The 23,187-nt window shown below is 68.7% G+C and carries 24 protein-coding genes and 4 pseudogenes; 10 read left to right on the top strand and 18 right to left on the bottom strand.

All coding sequences use genetic code 11. From position 1 onward, the window contains the following. Nucleotides 1-98: 98 nt before the first annotated feature. Nucleotides 99-491, bottom strand: a pseudogene (locus JW613_RS14130) (SDR family NAD(P)-dependent oxidoreductase); the annotation flags it as partial. A 196-nt stretch (nucleotides 492-687) separates the two neighbouring features. Between JW613_RS14130 and JW613_RS14135 the strand changes: the two are divergent. Next, on the top strand, nucleotides 688-1,410 hold the full coding sequence (locus JW613_RS14135; RefSeq protein WP_245225594.1) for a hypothetical protein: 723 nt from the start codon (nucleotides 688-690) through the stop codon (nucleotides 1,408-1,410). A 144-nt stretch (nucleotides 1,411-1,554) separates the two neighbouring features. On the opposite strand, the gene JW613_RS14140 is transcribed toward JW613_RS14135, so the two are convergent. After that, complete coding sequence (locus tag JW613_RS14140) at nucleotides 1,555-2,103, bottom strand: GNAT family N-acetyltransferase (RefSeq protein ID WP_209211155.1); 549 nt, start codon at nucleotides 2,101-2,103, stop codon at nucleotides 1,555-1,557. 135 nt (nucleotides 2,104-2,238) lie between these two features. Then, nucleotides 2,239-2,555 (bottom strand): annotated as a pseudogene (locus tag JW613_RS14145) (YciI family protein); the annotation flags it as partial. 53 nt (nucleotides 2,556-2,608) lie between these two features. Here JW613_RS14145 and JW613_RS14150 point away from each other — a divergent pair. After that, nucleotides 2,609-3,355, top strand: a complete 747-nt coding sequence (locus JW613_RS14150) for a VOC family protein (RefSeq protein WP_209211156.1) — start codon at nucleotides 2,609-2,611, stop codon at nucleotides 3,353-3,355. Nucleotides 3,356-3,480: 125 nt separating this feature from the next. Beyond that, nucleotides 3,481-4,314, top strand: a complete 834-nt coding sequence (locus JW613_RS14155) for an alpha/beta fold hydrolase (RefSeq protein WP_307865893.1) — start codon at nucleotides 3,481-3,483, stop codon at nucleotides 4,312-4,314. Nucleotides 4,315-4,425: 111 nt separating this feature from the next. Here JW613_RS14155 and JW613_RS14160 read toward each other — a convergent pair whose 3' ends face one another. Next, the gene (locus tag JW613_RS14160; RefSeq protein WP_209211158.1) at nucleotides 4,426-5,352 is read right to left on the bottom strand and encodes a LysR family transcriptional regulator; all 927 of its coding nucleotides are present in this window, start codon (nucleotides 5,350-5,352) and stop codon (nucleotides 4,426-4,428) included. Between the two features lie 101 nt (nucleotides 5,353-5,453). On the opposite strand from JW613_RS14160, the gene JW613_RS14165 reads away from it, so the two are divergent. Continuing rightward, entirely contained in the window at nucleotides 5,454-6,803 is a 1,350-nt protein-coding gene (locus JW613_RS14165; RefSeq protein WP_245225595.1) for an MFS transporter, read from the top strand. Nucleotides 6,804-6,826: 23 nt separating this feature from the next. Next, nucleotides 6,827-7,795 carry an LLM class flavin-dependent oxidoreductase gene (locus JW613_RS14170; protein WP_209211159.1) on the top strand — a complete coding sequence of 323 codons (969 nt, stop codon included), beginning with the start codon at nucleotides 6,827-6,829 and terminating at the stop codon, nucleotides 7,793-7,795. A 196-nt stretch (nucleotides 7,796-7,991) separates the two neighbouring features. On the opposite strand, the gene JW613_RS14175 is transcribed toward JW613_RS14170, so the two are convergent. The 5 genes from JW613_RS14175 to JW613_RS14195 all read right to left on the bottom strand — a co-directional run bounded on the left by JW613_RS14175 (nucleotide 7,992) and on the right by JW613_RS14195 (nucleotide 13,526). After that, nucleotides 7,992-8,807: a DeoR/GlpR family DNA-binding transcription regulator gene (locus JW613_RS14175; protein ID WP_245225597.1), complete on the bottom strand. Its 816-nt coding sequence runs from the start codon at nucleotides 8,805-8,807 to the stop codon at nucleotides 7,992-7,994. A gap of 83 nt (nucleotides 8,808-8,890) precedes the next feature. Then, nucleotides 8,891-9,946 (bottom strand): NAD(P)-dependent alcohol dehydrogenase, encoded by a 1,056-nt coding sequence (locus tag JW613_RS14180; protein WP_209211161.1) that lies wholly within the window; start codon nucleotides 9,944-9,946, stop codon nucleotides 8,891-8,893. Nucleotides 9,947-11,153: 1,207 nt separating this feature from the next. Further along, nucleotides 11,154-11,963: a class I SAM-dependent methyltransferase gene (locus JW613_RS14185; protein ID WP_209211162.1), complete on the bottom strand. Its 810-nt coding sequence runs from the start codon at nucleotides 11,961-11,963 to the stop codon at nucleotides 11,154-11,156. A gap of 336 nt (nucleotides 11,964-12,299) precedes the next feature. Then, a complete protein-coding gene (locus JW613_RS14190) occupies nucleotides 12,300-12,515 on the bottom strand; it encodes a hypothetical protein (protein WP_209211163.1) in 216 nt (71 codons plus the stop codon). A 327-nt stretch (nucleotides 12,516-12,842) separates the two neighbouring features. Continuing rightward, the gene (locus tag JW613_RS14195) at nucleotides 12,843-13,526 is read right to left on the bottom strand and encodes a ribonuclease H family protein (protein ID WP_209211244.1); all 684 of its coding nucleotides are present in this window, start codon (nucleotides 13,524-13,526) and stop codon (nucleotides 12,843-12,845) included. Nucleotides 13,527-13,775: 249 nt separating this feature from the next. On the opposite strand from JW613_RS14195, the gene JW613_RS14200 reads away from it, so the two are divergent. Then, entirely contained in the window at nucleotides 13,776-14,354 is a 579-nt protein-coding gene (locus JW613_RS14200) for a GNAT family N-acetyltransferase (protein ID WP_307865894.1), read from the top strand. A gap of 15 nt (nucleotides 14,355-14,369) precedes the next feature. On the opposite strand, the gene JW613_RS36785 is transcribed toward JW613_RS14200, so the two are convergent. Further along, nucleotides 14,370-14,597 (bottom strand): DUF6192 family protein, encoded by a 228-nt coding sequence (locus JW613_RS36785; protein ID WP_372447944.1) that lies wholly within the window; start codon nucleotides 14,595-14,597, stop codon nucleotides 14,370-14,372. Between the two features lie 18 nt (nucleotides 14,598-14,615). Further along, nucleotides 14,616-14,747 (bottom strand): annotated as a pseudogene (locus JW613_RS36790) (Lrp/AsnC family transcriptional regulator); the annotation flags it as partial. A 115-nt stretch (nucleotides 14,748-14,862) separates the two neighbouring features. Here JW613_RS36790 and JW613_RS14210 point away from each other — a divergent pair. Beyond that, nucleotides 14,863-15,132 (top strand): annotated as a pseudogene (locus JW613_RS14210) (rhodanese-like domain-containing protein); the annotation flags it as partial. A 130-nt stretch (nucleotides 15,133-15,262) separates the two neighbouring features. Here the strand turns inward: JW613_RS14210 and JW613_RS14215 are convergent. The 4 genes from JW613_RS14215 to JW613_RS14230 all read right to left on the bottom strand — a co-directional run bounded on the left by JW613_RS14215 (nucleotide 15,263) and on the right by JW613_RS14230 (nucleotide 16,965). Beyond that, a complete protein-coding gene (locus JW613_RS14215) occupies nucleotides 15,263-15,646 on the bottom strand; it encodes a VOC family protein (RefSeq protein WP_209211166.1) in 384 nt (127 codons plus the stop codon). Continuing rightward, nucleotides 15,643-15,966, bottom strand: a complete 324-nt coding sequence (locus JW613_RS14220) for an ArsR/SmtB family transcription factor (RefSeq protein ID WP_307865895.1) — start codon at nucleotides 15,964-15,966, stop codon at nucleotides 15,643-15,645. The genes JW613_RS14215 and JW613_RS14220 overlap by 4 nt, the downstream gene beginning before the upstream one ends. A 22-nt stretch (nucleotides 15,967-15,988) precedes the next feature. Further along, nucleotides 15,989-16,423, bottom strand: coding sequence for an SRPBCC domain-containing protein (locus tag JW613_RS14225; protein WP_245225599.1), 435 nt, complete (start codon nucleotides 16,421-16,423; stop codon nucleotides 15,989-15,991). Nucleotides 16,424-16,689: 266 nt separating this feature from the next. After that, nucleotides 16,690-16,965, bottom strand: coding sequence for a transposase (locus JW613_RS14230; RefSeq protein WP_209211169.1), 276 nt, complete (start codon nucleotides 16,963-16,965; stop codon nucleotides 16,690-16,692). Nucleotides 16,966-17,090: 125 nt separating this feature from the next. Between JW613_RS14230 and JW613_RS14235 the strand changes: the two genes are divergently transcribed. Further along, nucleotides 17,091-17,492: a hypothetical protein gene (locus tag JW613_RS14235; protein ID WP_209211170.1), complete on the top strand. Its 402-nt coding sequence runs from the start codon at nucleotides 17,091-17,093 to the stop codon at nucleotides 17,490-17,492. A 238-nt stretch (nucleotides 17,493-17,730) separates the two neighbouring features. Here the strand turns inward: JW613_RS14235 and JW613_RS14240 are convergent, their stop codons facing one another. After that, nucleotides 17,731-18,291: a DinB family protein gene (locus JW613_RS14240; RefSeq protein ID WP_209211171.1), complete on the bottom strand. Its 561-nt coding sequence runs from the start codon at nucleotides 18,289-18,291 to the stop codon at nucleotides 17,731-17,733. Between the two features lie 342 nt (nucleotides 18,292-18,633). Here JW613_RS14240 and JW613_RS14245 point away from each other — a divergent pair, with 342 nt between their 5' ends. Then, nucleotides 18,634-19,857 (top strand): hypothetical protein, encoded by a 1,224-nt coding sequence (locus JW613_RS14245; RefSeq protein WP_209211172.1) that lies wholly within the window; start codon nucleotides 18,634-18,636, stop codon nucleotides 19,855-19,857. 217 nt (nucleotides 19,858-20,074) lie between these two features. On the opposite strand, the gene JW613_RS14250 is transcribed toward JW613_RS14245, so the two are convergent. Then, nucleotides 20,075-20,911 carry an MBL fold metallo-hydrolase gene (locus JW613_RS14250; protein ID WP_209211173.1) on the bottom strand — a complete coding sequence of 279 codons (837 nt, stop codon included), beginning with the start codon at nucleotides 20,909-20,911 and terminating at the stop codon, nucleotides 20,075-20,077. Between the two features lie 596 nt (nucleotides 20,912-21,507). Beyond that, a complete protein-coding gene (locus tag JW613_RS14255) occupies nucleotides 21,508-22,311 on the bottom strand; it encodes an SDR family NAD(P)-dependent oxidoreductase (RefSeq protein WP_209211245.1) in 804 nt (267 codons plus the stop codon). Nucleotides 22,312-22,393: 82 nt separating this feature from the next. Here JW613_RS14255 and JW613_RS14260 point away from each other — a divergent pair, with 82 nt between their 5' ends. Beyond that, on the top strand, nucleotides 22,394-22,981 hold the full coding sequence (locus JW613_RS14260) for a TetR/AcrR family transcriptional regulator (RefSeq protein WP_209211174.1): 588 nt from the start codon (nucleotides 22,394-22,396) through the stop codon (nucleotides 22,979-22,981). Nucleotides 22,982-23,187: the final 206 nt, after the last annotated feature.

Raw genomic sequence — 23,187 nt, forward strand, 5'->3', positions numbered from 1 at the left:
CGCTCACATGAAGACATGCGGGCGTGCCGGTTCGAGGGATGGGCACCGCGGTTGACTGCTGAACGGCCTCCTAGGTCGCGGCTCTGCGACTACCGGAGGCCGAGGTGGTTGGTGCCGAACATCAGGTCGTGGCCGTCCCCGGTCTCGCGGCGCGGCGGGTCGTCGAGCGCGACTTCTGCGTTATGGATCACCGCGTCGAGATGATCGAGGCCCAGCCTGTCGACAGCGGCCGTCAGGGACGACAGGTCGGCGAGGTCCAGCTGAAGCTGTCGCACGTGTGCGTCGGGGACGCGCGAGCGGATCGCGGCCATGGCGGCGTCGGCCTTCGCCGCGTCCCGGCTGCCGAGCACGACGACGGCGCCGGTGGCGGCAAGCTGCTCCGCGACGAAGTAGCCGATCCCGGCGTTGCCCCCGGTGACCAGGAAGATCCTGCCCTCGGCGGACGGTAGCCGGTGAACGTCCCACAGTCGGCTCTGGGACGCGAAGGACACGATGACAGGCTCCTGGCGTTCGGGGCAGCGTGCTCATGCGGAACACCAACCCGTCCAAGGTCGCAACCTCCACCGACATACCGCCGGCAGATCACGGCCACCGCCGACAGTCTTCCGACACCTCTCCGGAGAGCTGCAAAGGGCGGCAAGGCCGCTGCACCAGGCACCGGGCCTGGGCGGCATGATGTCCTCCGTGATGAACAGCGCTGACCTGCGTCCTGCTGCCTGGATACCGGGGTACGAAGGTGGTCCCCTCACATACCAGGCCGGGCTCCTGGACGAGCCCCTGTTCTGGCTCGGGCACCTCTGCTCCCGTGCCCAGAGCGAGGAGACTGAGGAACTGTTGTTCGGCGCGGACTACGACGCGGCCGGCGACTACCGGCAGCGCCTGTTGGACCGGGGCGATTGGCCGACGTTCACTGTCCCGCTCGCCGAGAATCACCGTCTCCACGTTGTCCACCGCACTGTCGGGGACGACACCGGCACCGACTACTTCCTCCACCACCCCGACTGGGACCAGGCCGAGCTCCTCGCCCGGGACGACGGGCACTTCATGGGGCCGGGCCTGTCCTGGCCCGAGCTGGTGACAGCCGCGGACAACGAGCTGCCCGGCGGCAGCACCACCGATCCCGACGCCCGCCTGCTGCTCCTGCTACCCGCGTTCGGTGACGCCGAGGTACCCGACGATGCTGTTGTCCGACTGACGGTCGCACTCGGCGCGCGTACGAGCGTGGAAGCCCCCGAGACCCTGGCCTCTGCTCTCCTGGCGGACCAAGGAGCTCCCGGCCCGGCGCGCTGGACGACAGCCGGGCACGGTTTCTCCGTCAACGACGGCGAGTACTCGTTCCGTAATCCCGCCAACCGCTTCGCGCTGTCAGCCGATCGGCTGTCCCGGGTGGCTACCGCGCTCGCACCGTGACCGGGGCACGCCACCTCGAAACCCGGCTGGACATTCGGTTGACCGGACGGACGACCGATGCGAGCGACGCCCCGCCGGCTCCTGGTACAGATGATTGCCGAGACCCACCGGCACGCAGGCACCACGCCGACATGGTCCGTGAGCTCATCGACGGGGCTGTCGGTCTGCGTACTGCTCCGACAACAACTCGAACACCCGTACTCGCCGACCGCAGGTGGGATTGACCGTCTCACGGACCGGATGCATGCCCAGTTTGGTCATGATCCGCTCGGAGGCGTCGTTACCCACTTGGGCGATGCTGACGATCCGCTCCAGCCCTCGTTCTTCGAACCCGAACCGTACTGCGGCCGCAGCGGCCTCGGTGGCCAGGCCCTGCCCCCAGTGGGAACGTCCCAGCCGCCAGCCGACCTCGACCGCCGGCAGCACCTCCGGCAAGAAGTCGGGCACCGAAAGGCCGGTGAACCCGGCCAGCTCGCCAGTGGACCGGATCTCCACGGCGAACAGGCCGAAGCCCCGTGATTCCCACTCGCTCTCCCACGCCTGGATCCCACCACGAGTCTGCTGCTCGTCACGGACGCTGCCATCACGGATCCACCGCATGACCTCGGGGTCGGCATTGACGGCAGCCATGGGCGCAACGTCTTCCTCACGCCAGCGACGCAGGATCAAACGGGGGGTCTCAAGCGTGACCATCCCATCATTCTGGATCAGGAAATGGGCGCTTCGCCATCCTCACCAGGTACTTACGTGCTCGGCCTGACGGCCCAGCCCCAGTTGTTGCTGTGACTGCAGCAACAGGCTTCGGGGATGTTCTTGCGGCTCAGTTCATCAGCGTCTTCCGCCGAATTGCCAGGTGTGGACCTCGATATGGTCGTAATGGTCGGAAGGCAGGGTGACGCGTGCGGTGTTCGGGTCCGGCGCCCGGACCAGCACCGCAGTGCCCGGCCAGCTGGTGCCGTCGTCGGAGAGCAGCGGCCCGTAGACGATCAGCTCGTCGCAGTCGGTGGGCAAGGGAGGTCGACGGTCTGCCCGGTGCCGAGGCCGAGCACCAGGTACCGGTTGCCACCGGCCCGGCCGCCGGCGAAGTCCCACATCGTGCGTCCCAGCACGTTGTGCCAGCGGCACAGCAGCACGTCCTGGTACACGCGTCGGCAGCGGTGCATACGTCGTTGCAGAGCGGGTGCATAGGATCGCCGACATGGCGCTGCGACCTGTTCAGGTGAACATAAAGGCTCTTGATGTCACTGCCGTCGGCCGGTTCTGGGCGGAGGCGCTCGGCTGGAGCATGTATGGCACGGGGTCCGGGGTGACCACCTACGTCGGACCCGTCGGCGGCCTCGTCTGGCCGGACCCGGTAGCCGTCGGCATCGACGTCGTGACCGTCCCGGAAGCCAGGACGACGACAAAGAACCGCGTACACCTCGATCTCGCCACCACCTCTGCGGCCCATCAGGCGGAATTGGTCGCGCACCTTCAGACTCTCGGTGCCACGCCCGCCCACGTTGGTCAGGGAAGGGTGCCGTGGACGGTCCTCGCCGACCCGGAGGGCAACGAGTTCTGCGTGCTGGAGCCCCGGGAGGTCTACCGGGACACCGGGCCGATCGCCGCGGTGGTGGTCGACTGTGCGGACCCACGGGCCATGGCCCGGTTCTGGGGCGAGGCGATGGACTGGGCCCTGCACAAGGTGACTGACGAACTTGCGGTAATGCGCTCCGCCAAGGGTGTCGGCCCGTATCTCGAGTTCCTCCGCACGCCCGGCGCGAAGGCCGTGCCGGACCGAGTCCACCTTGACCTGCTGCCGTACCCCGGTGACGACAAAGCGGCGGAGGTGGCCCGGCTGCGGGCCCTCGGTGCCACCGACCTCGACCTCGGCCAGGGCGACGTCCCGTGGACAGTCCTCGCCGATCCGGAAGGCCACGAGTTCTGCGTCCTCGCCCCGTCCTGACGCGGACCCTGGACGGGCACCCCGTCATGTCCGAGCTGGGTACTGTGCAGGATTCAACGGTGCGGTGCTGCGTCCGCAAGGGCGACGACAGTGCCGACTCGGGCGAGAGCAGGGAGCGTGGAAGCGTGACAACGAACTGGCAGCTCGGCGAAGAGTTCGAAACGCCCGAGGGGACCATCCGATGGTCGGTCTTCGGCAGCGGAAAGCCGATGGTGCTTGTGCACGGCACCCCGTACTCGTCGTTCCTCTGGCGGGAGATCGCACCGGCGCTTGCTCTCCGCCGACAGGTCTTCGTCTTTGACCACCTCGGGTTCGGTCAGTCGGACCAACGTGAGGGGCAGGACCTGAGCCTCGCGGTTCATGCGCGGAACTTCGCCCACCTCCTCCAGCACTGGGAACTGTCCGGCCCCAGCGTCGTCGCCCATGACATCGGCGGAGCCGTGGCACTGCGCGCGCTGCTACTGGAAGAAGCGAGCTACTCGGACCTCACGCTCTTCGACGCCGTCAGTGGTGGTGAATGGGAGAGGGGACTCTTCCGACTGATCCTTCAGCACTCGGACGTCTTTCATCAACTCCCGGGCTACGCTCACGAGGCCCTGGTGGTCAGCCATCTGCGTAATGCCACGCACATCGGCTTTCGCCCCGGTGTCCTGGAGGCGTTCCTCGCTCCCTGGCAGGGCGCGGAAGGGCAGGCCGCGTTCTACCGTCAGTACAGCCAGATCAAGCAGGCCGATACGGTCGGTTACGAGCCCCTGCTGGGTGAGATCTCCATTCCCGTGCGTCTGATCTGGGGCCGTGAGGACCGCATTCTTCCGCCCCAGTACGCCGAGTGGCTACATGAGCGAATTCCCCATGCAGAGCTCCATTGGGTCGACGGCGCGGGCCACCTGCTCCAGGAAGACGCGCCGGCCCGGCTGATGGCCCACCTCACCGCCGACGTTCCGGCAGGCAGGTCGTAGGCCATATCAGCGTCGAATCGTAGGCGCGTCAGCGCCGACTCGTCGCCGACCGTCTCCAACTCGGCACCAGGTCGGCGCAGCAGCGAGGGTCTTGTCGGCGGCGAGGCAGTTTCAGGCCGCCGAGATCCGAGGGCCCAGCTCGCGCGCCAGTGCCAGCGTCAGCGCGCGGAAGACCGCGACCTCTGGGTGCGGGGGACGGGAGCCGGGCTCGACCGCTCGCACCGCGAGGTAGCTGCTCTCCCACCGTGCGTCCAGCACCGGCACGAAGACCGCGCCCGGCCAGGCGTAGTACCGCGCGAAGGACTTCAGCCCCGAGCCGGCTGCACGGCCCGCGACCACCCCTGTCAGGACCTCCTGCGGTGTCAGCGCGAACTCGGTGCTGCGGCGCGGGGATTCGTCACCGAAGTACAGGTACTCCGTGAAGGGGCGCGGCGTGTGCGGCGGTACGCGGAAGAAGGGCAGATCCATCACATCCGCGACGCGCACACCCTCGTCCCGCGCCGCCGCGTGCGGCGAGGATTCCGGTACGACGATGATGCGCTGCTCCGTCGTCAGGACGTCGGCGGTCACCCGCTCGTCGTCCGGCGCCGGACGCACGAACGCGACGTCCACCCGGTCCTCCAGCAGCGCCGAGGAGTGTTCCGTGAAGTCCAGCTGTCGGATCTCCACCGGGACCTCCGGGCGAGCTCTGCGGAAGGCGTTGACCGCCGCCGGAGTCAGCTCCGCCGAGCCGTGGCCCATGATCCCGACCCGCAGCGGGGCGGGCGTCGCCCTCCGTCCGGAGACCAGTCCGGCGAGGTCCTCGCGGGCCGCGTCGGCGGCCGTGAGCAGCGTCCGCGCATGCCCGGTCAGGCGCTCGCCCGCCTGGGTGGGGCGGACCGGCGGCCCTCGGTGCAGCAGCCGCGTGCCCAGCTCACTCTCCAGCCGCGCCACGTGCTGGGTGACGGCCGCCGGGGAGAGGAAAAGTCGCTCGGCCGCCCTGCGGAAGTGACCTTCCTCCACCACCGCCAGGAAGGACGACAGCAGACGGAGATCCATCCCGCCAGCGTACGACGTCGCGCGGAAGCGCCCCCACGGGCGTTCACGAGTCTTGAACGCGGGCGGCGCCGGGCCCCGGGCAGCTCGTAGAACAGGCGTTCATGAGCACCACCCCGACCCTCGCCTCGCCCCCACGGCGCCACGGGCTGCGCGCCGCCTGGATCATGACGGCCTCCGGCTGGAGCGCCAACCAGTTCTCCGCGCTCCTCGGCTCCTACCGCACCGGGGCCGGACTGTCCGAGTCCACCGTCACCGGCCTCTTCGCCCTCTACGTCCTCGGTCTCGTGCCCGGGCTGCTGGTGTGCGGCCCGCTTGCCGACCGGCACGGACGCCGCCCGCTCGCCCTGGCCGCGCTCGCCGTCAACCTCTTGTCCACCATCCTGCTCATGGCCGGCTCGGCAGCGTCCGGCTGGCTCTTCCCCGGCCGGTTCCTGACCGGCGTGAGTGCCGGCGCGCTGCTCGCGGCGGGCAGTGCGTGGGTCAAGGAGCTGTCGGGCCCACCGCACGAGAACCCCTCCGGGCCCGGAACCGCCGCCAAGCGCTCCGGACTCTTCGTCTCGGCCGGGTTCGCCTCGGGCGGGCTCGTCGCCTCGCTGATCGCCCAGTGGGCGCCCTGCCCGAGGGTCACCGCGTATATGCCGCATCTGCTGCTCGGCGCCGCCGCATGGGTCGCCACGCGCGGCGCCCCGGAGACCCGGCCCGGCACGGTGGCCGCCGAGGAGGGCCGGACGGCCATCCCGGTCGACTGGCGGCGGTTCCGTCGCGCCCTCCTCCCGCTCGCACCGTGGATCTTCGCGGCGCCCACCCTCGGCTTCGTCACCCTGCCCGGGCTGGTCGGCGGCGACCTCGACGGCTGGGAGACCGTCTACGCGGGAGTCGCCACCGCCGTCGTGCCCGGTGCCGGGATGGCCGTCCATCCGCTGGCCCGGCACCTGGCGAGGCGGCACCGCATCGCCACCGGAGCGACCGGGCTCTTGGTGATCGCCCTCGGGCTGCTGCTCGCCGTGCCCGCCGTCTCGGCCGAACGCCCGGCCCTCGCCCTGTTCGCGGCGGCCGTCCTCGGCGCGGGCTACGGGCTGACGCTCACCTACGCGCTCACCGAGGCGGCGACGGTGGCCCCGCCCGAGCGGCTGGCCAGGGTCGGCTCGCTGGTGTGGACGCTGGCCTATCTCGGTATGTTCGCGCCGTACGTCGTCACCCTGCTGTCCGGCACTTTCGCCGCGCCGTCGCTGCTGGGTGCGGGGGCCGTCCTGGCGGTGCTGTGCTGCGCCGTGCTGGCTGCCGTGAACCGGCGTGACCAGGACTCGTCCGGGCGGTTCCGACAGGACGACCGCCGCGCCGACCCAGAGGGCCACTCCCCACCGCCGCGGACGGCCGGCGGCATCACCTTGCAACCGGGCCGCCGCAGTTCGGCAGGGCGGCGGCGCCGATCCCCGGCGTCGGGCCCATGAGGTGTGATCACTATGCTGACGACATGGCGGACATACCTCTTTCGGCGCTGGAAGTCGCGGTGGTCCAGGCCGACACCCGAGCCGTGGACACCCTGCGGGACACCGCTGCCTTCGCACAGGAGTTGGAGCGACTGGGCTACGGCCGTATCTGGTACGCCGAGCACCACCACTCGCCCGCGATCGGCGCGTTCCCACCGGTGGTGCTGGCCGCACACGCTGCCGCTTCGACCTCGGTGATCCGGCTGGGTTCGGGCGGAGTGCTGGCTCCCAACCACGCGCCGCTCATGCTGGCTGAGCAGTTCGGAACGCTGGCCGCCTTGCACGAGAACCGTATAGACCTCGGAATCGGCCGCGGTCCCGGCACCTTCGACGAGGCCACCGCGCGGGCTCTTCGCCGCGGAGCCGGACCGACGACGGACGCCGAGTACCGGGACGACATAGCCGCGATCCTGTCCTACCTGGTCGACGAAGTCGCACTCGGACCGCTGCCGGAGCCGTGGCTGCTGGCCTCCAGCACCTCGGGCGCCACGCTCGCCGCGGAACTCGGACTGCCGGTCGCCCTCGCGCACCACATCCGGCCCGACAACACCCATGCCGCCCTGGACCGTTACCGGGCGGCGTTCACCCCGTCCCGCTGGAGCGAGCGCCCCCGGGTGCTGGTGTGCGTGGAGACCATATGCGCCGAGACGGAGGAAGAAGCCGCGCGGCTGGCCGGACCGATGGATGTCGTCAAAGCCGGGCTCCTCAAGGGAGCGAGTGAGATCCCCTTCCCCACCCCCGCACAGGCAGCAGCCCATACCTTCACGACGCAGGAACAACAGGCGCTGACCGGCTTCCGCGCCCAGCAGGCCACCGGGACGCCCGAGACCGTCGTGCGCCGACTGACGCAACTCGCCGATGAGACCGGAGCAGACGAGCTGATGCTCACCACGCCCGTCTACGACTTCCGAGACCGTGTCCGTTCCTATGAACTGGTGATGAAGAACTCCTAGTCCGAGGCCGGAGCAGAGGCTGATACAGCTCCCCGGGACCTTGGAGCGGGCCACTGCTGCGGCCCGGACCACCAGCGGTGGCCCCGGGGGACCGGAGACCTCGGGGGCGCGGGGCCTCGGGGTCCGGGGACGGGATGTCCGGGGCATCCGGGACCGCCGCGGGGTGTGAGAGGACTGCGTTGTCCGCGTTGTGCCCTTACCGGGCGATGTCCCCGGCGTCGTCGGGCTCCACTGTCTCCACAGCGGCTCCGAGGGAGCGCAGGGCCGCGACCTCCTCGGCAGGTGTGCCCGTGTCGGTGACGACCTGCTGGTAGAGGGCGGCGGTGCCATAGGCGTGGGTGGCGGTCTTGCCGAACTTGGAGTGGTCGGCCAGGAGCAGGGCCGTGCTCGCGGAGTCCAGCATCGCCTCCTTGACCTCCGCGTACTCGCGCAGCGGGTGGAAGAGCCGGCCTTCCCGCACGGCGGTGGCGGACGTCAGGGCCAGGTCGGCGTGGAGGCGGGCGAGCGCCCGGGTCACGTCGGGACCGGTGCAGGAGTTGAACTCGCTGTGGTAGTGGCCGCCGAGCAGGGTGACGGCCACGCCGGGTACGGAGCCGACGCGCTGGGCGAGACCGACGGAATTGGTGACCACGGTGAGCTGGTCGATGTCGGCGAGCATTCCGGCCAGCGGGAAGAGCGTGGTGGAATCGTCGATCAGCAGCGTGCTTCCGGGCGTGATCCGGGTGGCCGCCGCGGCGCACAGGGCCGTCTTGACGGCGAGGTTGGTGCCCTCCCGGAAGCGGGTGGCGGTCTCCATGGTCAGGGCGGGGAAGGCCACGGCCCGCCCGCGCACCTTCTGCAGCAGATGGCGGGCGGCCAGATCGTCGAGGTCCCGGTGCATGGTCATGAGGCTGACGTCGAATCGTGCGGCGAGGTCGTCGATACGTGTCTCACCGTGCTCGGCGACGTGTTTGAGCACGTCCTGTCGGCGCTGCTCGACGGCGGCCTGGGACAGCCGTGGCTTGGTCGGCAACGTGGTGCTCCTTCCCCTTCGCCGACCGCTGGCGGCCGATGGCGGCCCGGGGCGGCCAGGGCGACCGGCCCCGGGCCCGGTGGTCATCCCGTGGTCGGACGGACCAGGGGTTTGACCGTCGTGCTGTCCCGATCGGCGGCGGTGAGGGCGTTCTCCGCCGCCTCCAGGGGGTATCGGTGGGAGATCAGCCGGTCCAACTCCACTTCGCCGGAGGCGGCCAGCGCGATGGCGGTCGGCCAGGTGTTGGCGTAGCGAAAGGTGCCGGTGACCTCGATCTCGAAGTTTTGCACATGGGCGAGCGGCAACGGGACGGTGTCCCCGCCCATGCCCACCAGTACGGCCCGGCCGGCCCGCCCCACGGTGCGGAGCGCCTCGTCGACGACGGCGGGGACGCCCGAGCACTCCAGCAGCACATCGGGGGCGAAGCCGGTGTCGGAGAGGCCGGTCGAGCGTACGTCCACAGTCGTGGTGGCCCCCGACTGGCGGGCCAGTTCGAGGCGATGAGGGGCGACGTCGGTGACGACGACCTCGGTGGCACCGAAAGCGCGGGCGGTCTGCGCGGCCACCAGCCCGATGGGGCCCGCCCCGGTGACCAGAACCCGGGAACCGGGCCCGACGCCGCCCTTGCTGCAGGCCCATACGCCCACCGACAGCGGCTCCAGCAGCGCCGCCGTCTCGGCGGTGAGCGGAGCGGGGACCGGGTGGGCGAAGTCCTCGTCGACGGCGACGTACTCGCACAGGGCGCCGTCGACGGGTGGCGTGGCGTAGAACGAGACGTCGGGGCACAGGTTGTAGCGGCCCCGGCGGCACTGGGCGCACCGGGAGCACGGCACGCCCGGCTCCAGGGAGACGAGCTGCCCCACCTGGTGGCGAGAGGTGTCGGGGCCGAGGGCAACGACCGTTCCGCCGGGTTCGTGGCCCAGCACCATCGGGGCACGGACGACGAAGTCGCCGATCCTGCCGTGCCGGTAGTAGTGGACGTCGGAACCGCAGATGCCGACCGCTTCGACGCGGACGAGTACCTGGCCGGGGCCGGGTACGGGCACCGGGCGCTCCTGGATCTCCAGTTCCTCCGGGGCGCGGAGCACTGCGGCACGCATGGTGGAGGGGATGTGTGAGGGCAGGGTGTGAGGCGTCATTCTCCGGTCACGGCTCCCATGGTCGGGCCGGTGACCAGCCACCGGCGTTCGGCGAGGCCGACTCGCGCAGCACTGACCGACGGCTCAGCTGCGGCGGCGACCGACGGCGACGGGCGTTCGGGTGGCCGGAGAAGTGGCATGGCGATGCGTCCCTTGACCGGTTCGACGGACATGAACATCAGCGAGCACCATTCTTAGCAGATGAGCGATGCATTGTTAACATATTTTGCGTGAAGTTCGGAGGTGAGACCCATCGGGCTGCACTTCGACCTTGAGCTGTACGACGACGGCGACCTGCGCCGAACGGTCACCGGTGGATGTTCGTCCGCCTGCACGCCCACGTCCACGCCCAGCGCCGGGCGCCAGGCACCAGGCGCCCGGCGAAGTCACGGTTCTCAGCAGTTGCGGGCAGCGAGGTCACTCTGGCCACGGTTACTGCTCTTCCGTTTGGCCTATGGCGGACGTCCTACCGTCGCGAAAGGCTGAATGCGTGAGGTACGCGTTGATTCATCGATGCAGGTGGAAACCGTCCGCGAAGGCCGTGCAGACAGTTCGCGACAACTGCCGACAGGCCCGTCGGCTGCCGCCCTGCACGAGGCGGCAGGACGAGCGGCAGGACGAGGCATCGGCCGGTTCACCGACGGCGAGGCCGTCCTCGCAGGGCAGGAAGCAGGCGAGGAAGCCAGTGCCGGAGCTCCTGCATCACCCGCAGGGCTTGCCGACGACGGGCCGGAACCCGCGACCACACCGCAGGAGCGATAACGATGCCGAACAACAACAGGGCGATGAGGAGCCAACACCCCAAGACAGCAGCAAACAGGTAGTGAAGCATGCGGAGCCTCCGAGGCCATGACAGTGCCATGGGGCTCTCTCCCGCCGACGAAAGTCGGCCTGCATCGCCGGGCGGCCTTTGGGCGCCGCCGGGCTGACGACGATGCAGCGCAGGGATACTCCGCTCCGGCAACTGGCCTTCCCCTCCCGCAAGATCTCTACGCGCCAAGACCGAAGTGCCGGTCGGCGGAAACCAACTCACGACCGTGCTGGGAGTCGGTCCCCGTTGGAGGCTCGCCACGGAGTCGAAGCCGAAGGCGGACGCGGACGCGGAGGCGAAGACGGACGAGAAGGCGGAGGCGAAGGCTGAATCGCGGCCAAGGCCGGCTGCTCGCGCGCCACCGACCAGCTCAGATCAGCCACTCGGCCAACAAGGTCAGAGGTCGTCCTCCAAGGGGCGGCGGCCCCAGGAGGAGATCATCGGCGAGGTGGCGAGATCAAGGCGTCCTGACGCGACGTTGGCGAGGTGCCGCTCGATCTCCTCGTCCGTGGCGAGGTCCGCGGCGGTGAGTTTGTCACGCACCTGATGGACGGTGGCCGCCTCAAGTACATCGCACGCGGGCGACGTGATCGGGAAGTAGGCGTCGGCCTCGACATCGGCGAGGCCGACCTCGCGCAGCAGCCGTGGCAGCTTGCGGCCGTAGGAGAGGTCGGCACCGCGCTGTTGCAGCAGCTGACGGAAGCCGCGGCGCAGCCGGTTGGCCAGCTCCTGCTCAGGGCCGTACTCGTCGGGGCAGATCAACGGCTGCAGGGCGGGGTCCGCGTCCTCGATCAGCAGCCACCCGCCGGGGCGCAGCGCCCGGACCATGGAGCGGAGCGCGGCGTCGCGGTCGGCGACGTGGACGAGAACGAGGCGGGCATGGACCAGGTCGAAGGGCCCGACCGGGGGTTCATCGAGGGCCACGTCGTGACGGAGCACCTCGACCCCCTCGGCGGTGGCGGTCTCGGTCCAGGACACGTCGATGTCGGTGGCGAGCACACGCCCGCGAGGCCCGACGCGCTCGGCGAGCCACCCGGGAACGGTCGGCCCACCGGCCCCTACCTCCCAGCACCGCCAGCCCTTGTCGACTCCGACGGTCTCGAAGTGCCGGAACGTCGAGGCGTCGAAGAGGGCCGACAGCGCGTCGAACCGTGCACCCGCCTCGACCTGCGCGTTGTCCAGAAGGTACCCGTTGTCCTGCCCCATGTGCCGATCATGCCACGGGTCGAACCGTTGAGCGATTGCCTCCGTGCCCGACTGGTCGCGGTCGAGCTTCGGGCGACTCTTCGCAGGCCGCTTATCCGACTATCTCTTCGCCCTGTGGACAACCCACCGCACGCCTTCTGAGACCCGCCTACGGTCGTCAACGAGGAGGTAGCCATGGACCGAGAACGCCAAGGACGTGCACCAAGGGTGCCCGGCAGCACTGACCGCCATCGCGCTGCTGCCGGACGACGTCGCAGAAACCTCGCGACGCGTTGCAGAAGCCTCGCGCGGCGTTGCAAAGGCCTGGCAAGGCGTTGCAGGAGGCTGGTGAGGAGATCAGGGCTTGCTCGGCCCCCACTCCCACGCCCCGCCGCCCTTCCAGTCGATGAGGTCGGCGTCGTCCAAGTGGATGTGCTCACGTTCCATGCCTGCCTCTTCCAGCAGGTCGAGCAGTTCCATGGCGTTGTACGCCACGCCGAGTATCCGACCGTGAGCAAGGACGCGCCGACCACCTTGGCTGTCGGGGGCGTGGACGACCACGGGTGCAGCCATGGCTCCAGAGTGCGCCAGGGCGGGTCGGCCCGCATCCTGGGCCGTACGGGCGCTGTCGCTTCCGGTCTGTGGTGTGCCTGCCCCCTCACCCTGGCGACGCACCACCGCAACTTCGTCCACTGTCCGCCTCCTGCCCCCGGGCTACTCGGCCTACGTCCCCGTCCGGCGCTCGGGCACTCGCTCGTCGCACCTTCCCACAGCGGTGAGCATCCATCTGCCGAGACAGCTGGAGGGCTCAGGGCTATGCGTCCGTGGTCAAGGCAAGCTGGTAGCTGGGGCCGCCGCATCCCTCTCGCAGGACACCGTCACGGCCGCAGAGAGCACTGTTCATGCCTGCGCCACGAGGCAGGACCGGTGGCCCCAACCCGATGCGACCTTGGTGATCTCCTCGCCCTTCTCGTAACGGGACGCGCAGTGACCGCAGCGGCCGGGGAACTTCGCTTTGATCACCGGTCCCCCACCGCCACCCGACCGAGGGCGCGAGCGCGCCTTGCCGGAGCGGGTCGCGCGCGGCTTGTCCTCGGTCTCAGGGCTCGGCTGGGGGAAGCCGGCGGCGCCGTGAGCGGTGCCGGAAGGAGCCTGCTCGGTGGCCGCCGTGCTGGCCGCGGCGTCGGCGATGGCGTTGAGCGGGTCGCCGTTCACCTGGTGGGCGAGGACGTGTTGGAAGGTCACGTCGCGACCTTCCAGCAGGCTGTCGATGCGAACGACCAAATCCTTGTTGGCCACAGGCTTCTTGGACGTGGTCTGCCAGCCGTTGCGCTTCCACCCGGCGATCCACTTGGTGACCGCGTTCATCGCGTACTGCGAGTCCATCCGGATCTCCAACGGCACGGCCGGATCGGTGGCCTCCAGCAGCTCCGCGAGCGCGGTCAGCTCGGCCACGTTGTTCGTCGTGCGGCCGAGCGGGCCCGACTCCCAACGCTGCGGGCTCCCCGAAGGGTCAGCAAGCACCCAGGCCCAGCCGGCAGGCCCGGGATTGACCTTGGCGGCACCGTCACAGGCCGCGACCATACGTTCTGGCATCCCTCGATCATGCCAGACCCCACAACGCCACTGATCTCCGCCGGGAGCGTGACCGTCAGCGACCAGTTGGTGACCGACGTCCGTCGCCCGTGCGTCGAACCGTCCCGGACTTCCGGCCTTCCGCCCCTGCGCCGACCTTTGGCAGCCTGGGCACTCCCCCGGCGACCGCTTCACGGTGGTTCGGAAATCCGCCGAGTCTCGGTGTCTGCAGGGTGTCAGTTCGTGAACCGAAGGTCGGTGAACGACCGCATCTGGCAAGATCAGCTTGTGTCTCGCCCCTCGGTGACCTTGGCCAGAATCGAGCTCGCCGACTGGCGAGCTGTCCATTCCTGGGCCTCCCTCCCCCAGGTCTGTCGCTTCCAGGCGTGGGGACCGAACACCGAAGAGGAAACGCGCGCGTTCGTGGCGACTGCGGTCGAGGCCTGGGCACACTCGCCGCAACAGCGGTTCGCTTACACGGCCCGGGTCAAGGGCGACGTGGTCGGCATGGGCGAGCTCCACGTCCGGAGTCGAGTGCAACGTCAAGGCGAGATCACCTATGCCGTGCATCCTCGGGCCTGGGGTCAAGGCGTAGGAACGGCGATCGGCAAGGGATTACTTGCGCGGGGGTTCGAGGATCTTGAACTCCACCGCATCTATGCCACCTGTGATCCGCGGAATCTCGGGTCGGCACAGGTTCTCGGCAAGCTCGGCATGCGTTGGGAAGGACGTCATCGTCACACTGCGCTGATCCGCGACGGTTGGCGGGACTCCGACATGTTCAGCATCCTCGAAGAGGAGTGGTGCGAGAAGGAGGGTCCGGATGTCCACGAGTAGCCAGACGGCCTGTGCCTACTGCTCGGGCCGGATGGCCTCGTCCGGTGTCCACCGCGCCTTGCCGGGCGGCGGACCGGCGGTGGCCGGGAAGCGCTCCTCCTCACCCGAGCTGCCCGTCAGAATCTTGTGAACGATGAAGGGCAGCGCTTCATTCGTCCTGCGCTCGGCCGACCGATGGAAAGCCCTCCACCGCGCGCCTGCACCGACCGGCAGGCCAGGCCGGTGTCCGGCAAATACCGGCAGCGAGGTCCGTCTGACGGGTCAGTCGCCGGACGCGCCGGGGGGTTCCTGGGACGCGGCAGAGGTTACTGAGCGGTTTGGAAGCGGGCTGGAGTAGACGACGCTCGTGGTGACTGAGCCCAGGGCGGCGATACGGCCCGTGGTGCGTTCCAGGTCGCGGTAGCGGAGGCGGACGGAAGCAAGAACCTCGAGCCCCAGGGCCTCGGGGCTCACGACGGCGGAGTAGCCGGAGACGACTCCGTGCTCCTCCAGCCGTCGGACTCGTGATGTGTCCGACGTCCATGTCTCGCTGGAGTCCGGCAACCCGGGCTTCGTACTCGTCGACTCGCGGGGAGATGCCGCGTGGGCGCAGGCGCATGTGCCGCGTGCGGTGCACCTGCCCAACGCTGAGATTCCGGAGCGCGCCGCGAGCCTGTTGGATCCGGCGGTTCCGGTCATCACGTACTGCTGGGGGCCCGGCTGTGACGGCGCGACCCGTGCTGCGCTCGCCCTTGCCCAGCTCGGCTACCGCGTCAAGGAGATGATCGGCGGGATCGAGTAGTGGATCCGCGAAGGGCTACCCGTCCAAGGGGCGGACGGCGTCGGACCTGGAGCAGCCGTCGGCGGCCACACGACGTCGATCGGGGAGGGGCGCGGACATCCTTCGAGCTTGGTCGGTCCGTTTCGTGTCAGGTGGTTTCGGCGAGCAGATGAATGACACCGGCTGGGTTCTTGATCCAGTGGGTTCTGGTCTCGGGGTCTTCCAAAGGTTCGACCTCGTCACATGGCCGGATGCCGATGCGGGCGAGTTCGTCGGTGGCGGCGTCGAGATCATCGGTGTGGAGCTGGAGCCACAAGTCGGGCTGGCTGTAGTTGTCGACGCAGTCCAGCCACAGGGTGTTGGGGCCGAACCGCACCGAGTGGGTTCTGGAAACGGTCGGCGCGTAGGAGACGTCGTCTTCGTTGACATCGAAGCCCAGGGTGTCTCGGTAGAACGCCACAGTGGCGTCGTACTGTGCCTTGGGAATCTTCATGGCGATGTTCAGACCGGCGGTGAATCTCGGCTCGTTCATCGAGTGTCTCCATCGTTGGGGTCGGTGGCGTCAAGTGCATGTTCCAGCGCGGCCAGTCGCTCGTCCCACCGATTGGCGAGGGTGGCCAGCCACACCTGGGCGGTGCGGATGGCGGCCGGTTCCAGCCGGTAAGGGTGACGGCGGCCGGTTGGTTCGCCGAGGCTGATCAAGCCCGCTTCGGTGAGCTGGCCGAGGTGCTTGGCCACCGCCTGCCGACTGACGGGCAGCCGCCGCGCCAACTCGGTCACCGTGGCCGGCCCAGCACGAGCCAGCTCGTCCAGCAGCGCTCTCCGGATCGGCTCGGTCAGCGCTGCGAACACTGCAATGGCCTGCCGGTCCGGGTCAGGTGGCCGCATCGAGGTAGGCCTCAAGGTCAGCGAGTTCGGCGTCCCATCCCTGGCTGTTGGTCTTGTGTGCGGATCGAGCCATGTCGACGGCGACTTGGGCGAACCCGCTCTCCACCAGGCGTAGCCGCGTGCCCTCGGCCACAGGCTTCAGGGTGAACTCCACCAACGTCTGGGGCGCGCTGTCTTGCGGCAAGCCCTCCATGGCCCATCTGAAGGCGAAGCGGTAGGGCGGGTCAACGACTGTGATCGTGGCGGTCGATTCATCGCCCAGGTCGTCCCACCGGAAGAACGCCCGCCCACCGGGGCGCAGATCAATCTCAGCCACCGAGCCGAACCATCCTGACAGCCCTTCGGCGGTGGTCAGCGTGGCCCACACCCGCTCGATGGGGTGCCGCAGCACCACCACCCGCTCGATCGTGTCCGAAACCATTGCCACCTTCCTATCGCAACCTGTAGGTTGCCATCGATGGCAACCTACAGGTTGCAATCACTTCTCGCAAGCTCGGCGAGTTTGTCGGCCAGCGCGTCCAGTTCGGCACGGCGCGCGGTGATCCTCTCCAACGCTCCGGGCTTCTCCCCGATCGCCGTGACGTGATGTTCTTGCTACCGGTCGTAGGAAGTTGGTGGGCCGAGCCGCAGGCGAAGCCGGGAACTGTCCGTAAAATGATCAGCAAGGCCAGTGGTCGCCGACCACCCTCACCGGTCAGATGGAGCTCCGCCGTCGGGCCGCCTCGGGATCACCCCAGAGCTCACCCGTGCGGTGCCAGGCCGGGCGGTTCGCTTGCCGGGGCTCATGCAGGTTCCGTCCGCCGACCACCTGCGATGGCGGCCATACGCCGTCTGCCACTTGCCGAACCGGGTCGGTTGTTCTCGCCACGAACCGTTCGAAGTCGTCCGCCACGCAGCCAGGGAAAGTCCACTTCCTCCATGGTGATCGTGTCGATCAGTACGTCCTGGCGCATGAGCCGCCACATGTCACTCTGCTGCGCGATCCTGCGGTCACGGCCATGGCTCCACCAAACCCGGCCGCTACCGGGAGACCGAAGGGGCGGAGAGATACTTGACTTTAAGTTTGGTTGAACTATCAGGATTGCGCCATGACCACACAGAACAGCGCGATCCTCCTCTTCCGCAACACCATGCGCATCAACGACGGCCACCTGGACGGCTTCCGCGACGCCATCGCCCGAGCCGTGGACTTCGCGCAGCAGCACGGGCCGCAGTTGATGGTGGAGACCTTCGTGGACGAGGAGCAGATGCTCGCGCACAGCTTCCAGCTCTACCGGGACTCCGACGCGGTCCGCCTGCACTGGCAGCTCGCGGACCCGTACATCAAGGAGGTGATGGAGCACTGCCGAGTGGAGCGCTTCGAGGTGTTCGGTGAGCCGGACGCCGACGTGGTGGAGAGCGTGCGTTCGGCGCTGGGCGATCAGTGCCCGCTCACTTTCTCCCCCCGTGTCGCCGGCTTCGTCCGCTTCGCACAATCGCCGGAGACATAACCAGCATGCCTGTGCGGGCCGGGGCAGAGCACTGTCCCGGCCCACGAGATGTCCAGCGCGGCAAGTCGTCCCCGCAGCGGCCCAGTTCCTGCGCGCAACTGAGCCGCCGCCGACCGACCGCCACCCCCTATCCGTTCCGGTCCCGATCAGCGGCAATATCGGGCGTCACGAGGGCGGGGCGCTCTGTTGGCCCGGTGGAGGTCGGTGGACGGTCGGTGGATGCAATACCCGGCCTCCGTCACTGCCCCACCCGTCCGTCTATGCACTCGCGCAACAGGTCGGCATGCCCGCAGTGACGGGCGTACTCCTCGACCCTGTGCACCATCAGCTCCCGAACTGCGATCCGGTCCTTCCCCAGACGCTCACTCGGGTCCGGGTGCTCGGCCAGCGCGGCATCGGTCGCGGCCTGCTCGCGGGCCAGCGCGGCATACGCAGCGTCGACCTCGGCCTGCTCGGCGACCGCTCCGTCGAAGTCCCCGTCGTTCTCGCCGTACAGCTTCGGCAACGGCTCACCGTCGCTGATCCAGTTGAGCCAGTCGCGTTCCGTCTCGGCGAGGTGTCGAAGCAGACCCAGCAGCGACATCGTCGACGGCGGGACCGATCGACGGGCCAGCTGCTCCGCGTCCAGACCTTCGCACTTCATCCGCAGGGTCATGCGGTAGTTCGTCAGGGCGTCCTCCAGCGACTCCAGCTCACCCTCCGGGCTGGGCCCGTCGTTGTTGCGGGGGTCGTCGTCCGGGTCGGTCCACATGTCGGGGTAGATGGTCGCCCGACTCCATCTCGCGGGTTCGTCACTCATGCGTTGCATATTCATCCGTGACGACCCCTGCCCGCCAGGGTCTGGCGCCAATGTGGTCTTGGCTCGTGGATCGCGGCCGGGCGATGCGTCGGGAGCCGGGCACTGGTCGTCGTCCTCCGACAGGTTCCCGCGGCGGCTTCTTCCCTGGTACAGGGCAGGGCGCACAACGGTGTTGGTGGGGCGCGTCGCCGGTCTGTCGGTCACATCGGTGCGCCCTGACAGCCACTCGATAGTGGTCGGGAGCGCGCGCCAGGGGTGGGCAAGGGACGGAAGTGGGCCGTGCGTCTCGGCCCGCCCGGGGACAGTAGTTCCTGGGGAGATTCTTCGAGACGGAGCAACGACATGACCTCCACCGCCTCCTCCCTGCACCGCTCCTTGGCCATGGCCGTAGAGGCCACGAGCGCTCCCATGCCCTCTTCCGCTCTGCTGCCGCAGGAGGGTGAAACGACTGAACAGCGGGCCGCACGCAAGCACCACTTGTTGCCCGAGAGGCTGGCCGCCAACCGCGACATCAACCATCTGACCCCGATCATGCTCAACGCCTGCCGCAAGGCCGAAGCGGGAAATCCCCTCACCGATCTGGAAAGTGACCTGCTCGACCTGGCACGTCTGGCCGCTCCGACCCGCAGCGATCTGTTCGGGTACGGGACGGCGTACACGGAACTGGGTGAGGGAGGTCGCGCGGCTCTGTTCCCCGACCGCATTGCTGAGCTGACGATCGAGGACTCGTGCACCTACGAGCAGGTCTCCCAGGAAGTGGCGGACTATTGGCCGGTCATCAGCCAGTTGCCCAATGTGGCGTTCCATGAGCCGGGTATGCGTCCGCAGGACATGCCGTCGGGTGAGGTGGTGCAGCGCTACGGGTGGAGTCGGATCATCCCGCCCCGCCCCCTGCCGGAGGCCGGTCGCGGGAAAGGGCAAGCGGCCTCGGGCCCGGTCGGTGCTGCCGATGCCTCGCGTGACCCGATGTGCGCGACAGTGCACGTCGTGCGGGCGAAGTGCCATGAGCACACCTGGGGCGAGCCGGGCACGGACGAGGTCTATTTCACTCTCCAGGTCACCGACGGCGATCCCGACTACACCTTTGACCGGACCACCAAGACAGTCGAAGGCTTCAAGAAGGGCGTCACCAAGGATTACAACCAGCCTGTCGTGGCGTGGATGCACGACGACGAGGTGGACGAACTTCCCGTCACCAACGTCTGGATCGCCATCCAAGGGTGGGAGGAGGACCACGGTAAAAGTGACTTGGTGAAGAAGATCGGAGAGAAAGCCCGAGACATCAGCGAGAAGCTGATCAAGGGCGTCAAGGACCCGACCAAGAAGGGTGATATGGCCAAGGGGATCGGCGGCATCATCCTGGCCATCGTCAGTCTTCTCACCCAATGGTGGCACGACGACTACATCGGGCAGAACTTCCTCGGCCCCTGGGGCCCCGATATCAGGGACGAACGGAGCTTCAACGTCCTGGTGGTCCAGTACACCCCTGACGGCCACGAGGCGAAGGGCAGCGGAAAGTACGAGGTGACCCTCAAGGCCACCCATGAGTGCTACGGGGAGCGCTGACCCCGGAATGCACCGCTGAGGCAGCGCACCTGGCCTGGGTATCAGGGAAAGTGGGCGTGACACCTTGACGGCGGCGCCAGATCCCCCTCCGACGTGCCCTTCGCAACGGGGAGTCCCCTTGCGGGAGGGCGGAGGCCTCGCACCGTTACTGGTTGACCTGTGCCGTGTCGCGGGACCGGCCGCCCATTGCCCGCGGGTCGCTTTGCCCGCGGGTCGCTCAGGCGGCGACTTCCGAGCCGACCGTGACCCGCTCGCCCGGGGAGCACCGCAGGATACGCGCATCGTGCCCACGGCGCCCGGCCTCGGCGAGGAAGTCCGAGAGCGGTGAGCGGAAGACGGTGTAGTCCTCGTGATGGACAGGAAGCGCTCGACGCGGGCGGATCAGGTCGAGCAGGTCGGCGCCCTGTTCGGCGTCCATGGTGACCACCATCCCGCCGGGCAGGGTGGTACCGCCCAGGTGCATGACTGCCAGGTGGATGTCGGGATGGCGGCGGGCGATCTCGCGCAGACCGTCGTACATCAGGGTGTCGCCGGTGAGGTACACAACGAGACGGATCTCGCCGGAACGGTCGCCGAACTCCAGCAGACTGCCCATCACCGGCGGCAGCAGGGCGCGCGCCGGGGCCGGCGCGTGGCGTCCGGGGAGCGAAGTGATTCGTACCAGGGAATCGCCCCGCAGCAGGGTGTGACTCTGCCATGTCTTCAGACCCACTGCACGATGGAACCCGAACAAGCCCTGCAGAAGGCGTGAGGCGTGTGGGGTGGACACGAAGGGCAGGCCGCGGTCCAGGCCGCGCCGGGCCACGCGGTCGAAATGGTCGCCGTGCAGATGGGACAGTACGACCGCGTCCAGGTCCTCGTGGGGCAGCTCGGAGATGTCGACGGCCGGTTCCGTGAGCCGACGTGAGACGAGACCGTAGCCGAGGTGGGCGAGCTGCCCGCGGTGGAGGAAGTTCGGGTCGGTCAGCAGCGCGAGCTTCCCGTAACGGATCAGCAGCGTGGCGTTACCGATGAACAGGATCTCCGCAGTGCCTTCGGGCGGTCTGTGCTGCACGGCGCACTCCCTACGTCACTCCTGTGCCGGGTCACCCCCTGAGTGACCCGGCACTGTGCATCTACACCCGACGGCGCCAGTGATAGCTCTGCAAGTCCTTGGCTACGCACTCCCCCGCCCCTGGCTCTCTGGCGTCGCCACTGCGGGTCGGCGTGGCGCTGCAGTGCACTGCGCTGCACTGCACTGCACTGCACTGTGCCTACGCCAACTTGAAACCGCAGTTCAGAAGGCTGGTGTGACCGGTTCTCGGAGTGCTCACGCTGGTCGGGGGCGGCTGTCTGCGGAGTAGATCATCCGTCAGGCTGTGTTTTCGGCGGCACTCGGAGCGGGTTTACTTACAGCGGCAGGTGAGCCTCGTCCGCCCGGCCGAAGATGTCTCTGCGCGTCAGGGCGGCACCGACTCGCGGGCGTCGAGGATGGTCAGCGTATGACGCACTTCCGTGCCCAGCCGAAAGAGCTGAAGACTGATCTGGCCGCCCTTACTGACAGTGAGAATGTGGCTGGTAGTCCTACTGGTGAGCCTGACTCACTTACTGACTGACTTCATCGACTGCCCTGTCTGGGATTTGTCGGCTCGTCGGCAGGGCCGCCCATCGTCATGCCCCGTTGGCGGTGAGTCGGCCGATGGCCCGGATGACCTGGCGCCGGGTGGCCAGGCGTCGGGCGAGGAAGGCCATCACCCGGTTCGTGCGGCCGGCGATGACGCTGGGCGGCGGGTTCCTGCGGTCCAGGGCGGCCAGCGCGGTGCGGACGACGTCGGCGGGCGAGGCGAGCCTGGTCCCTCCGGCGGCCTGTTGGGTGCCCACGACGTCGAAGAACTCGGTCCGGGTCGCGCCGGGGGACAGGGCCAGCACCCGCAGACCGGTGCCGCGCGACTCTTCCCACAGAGCCTCGGTGAGGCTGAGCACGAACGCCTTGGTCGCCCCGTAGAGCGCCATGCGCGGGTTGGGCTGGTAGGCGGCCATGCTCGCCACGTTGACCAGTACCCCGCGGCCCGCGGTACGCAGTTGGCCGATGAAGGCACGGCTGATGTCGGCGACCGCGGTCACATCGACCGCGATCTCCCGGCGCAGCCGGTCCGGGTCCGCCTGGTGGAAAGGGCCGAAGGTGGCGAACCCGGCGTTGTTGATCAGGCTCGTGACGTGCAGGCCGAGCTCGGCCACCTGCGCGGCCAGCGCCTGCCCGGGGTGTTCCGTGGCCAGGTCCATCTCCACCACGTGCGCCTGGATCCGATGCTGTTCGCGCAGTTCGGTGGCCAGCTTCTCCAGGCGGTCCCTGCGGCGGGCGACCAGCACCAGGTCGGAGCCGCGGGCGGCGAGCTGGCGGGCGAACTCGGCGCCGAGGCCCGCACTGGCCCCGGTGATGAGGGTGGTGTGTCCGTGGTAGTCGACGGTCGACATGGTCATCCTTCTTTCAGTAGCTGCCTTGTTGGCAGTTAATGCCAAGTAGGCGGTCGCTGTCCAGAGGGGTATCCTGACGTCCATGACGACCTTGTGGGAGCGCTCGCGGCAGGTCGCCGTCCAGGCGATCCTGGATACGGCGGTACGCCTGTTCGCCGAGCAGGGCTACGAGCAGACGACGATCGCCCAGATCGCGCGGGAGGCGGGGATCTCGCAGCGCTCCCTCTTCCGCTACTTCGGAACCAAGGAGGACCTGGTCTGCGGCGACCAGGAGGCGCTGGGCGAGCTGCTGAAAAGGACGGTCGAGCAGCAACCGGCCGGGATGTCCGCCTGGGATGCCCTACGCGCCGGATTCGAGGTCATTCTGACCGCCAACCACCCCCCTGAGCGCGCGCTGGAACTGTCCCGCCTCATCTTCGACACGCCCTCGCTGCGTGCCCGCTACGTCGAGAAGCGACTGCGCTGGCAGGCCGAACTCGTCCCCGTCATCCGGGCGCGACTGGGCAACGGCTCCGGTCGGCTGGCTCCCGACGCGCAGGCCAAGGCGATCGTCGCGGCGGTCTTCGCCTGTATCGACACGGCAACCGAACTCTGGGCCGAACATGACGGACGGATCGACCTGGCAGACCTCTACGACCAGTGCCTCGCTGCGGTGCGGGACCACGGCTGAGGCACGTACCCCGGCACGCCTTCGCGCAGAACCCGACGTCACCGCGCGGTCGACCGCAGCCGCCAGAAACACGTGGCAAGGGGCAAGTGGTGGTCCATGCGCTGGAAGGCTCCACTGAACGCGTTCCAGGTCGCCTCCGGGGGCGCCTGCCCCCGAACAACAACTGAACACTCAACAAATAGGACCAGCCGTCAGATTGACGCAGC

This window comes from Streptomyces smyrnaeus (assembly GCF_017676345.1).
Taxonomy (GTDB): domain Bacteria; phylum Actinomycetota; class Actinomycetes; order Streptomycetales; family Streptomycetaceae; genus Streptomyces; species Streptomyces smyrnaeus.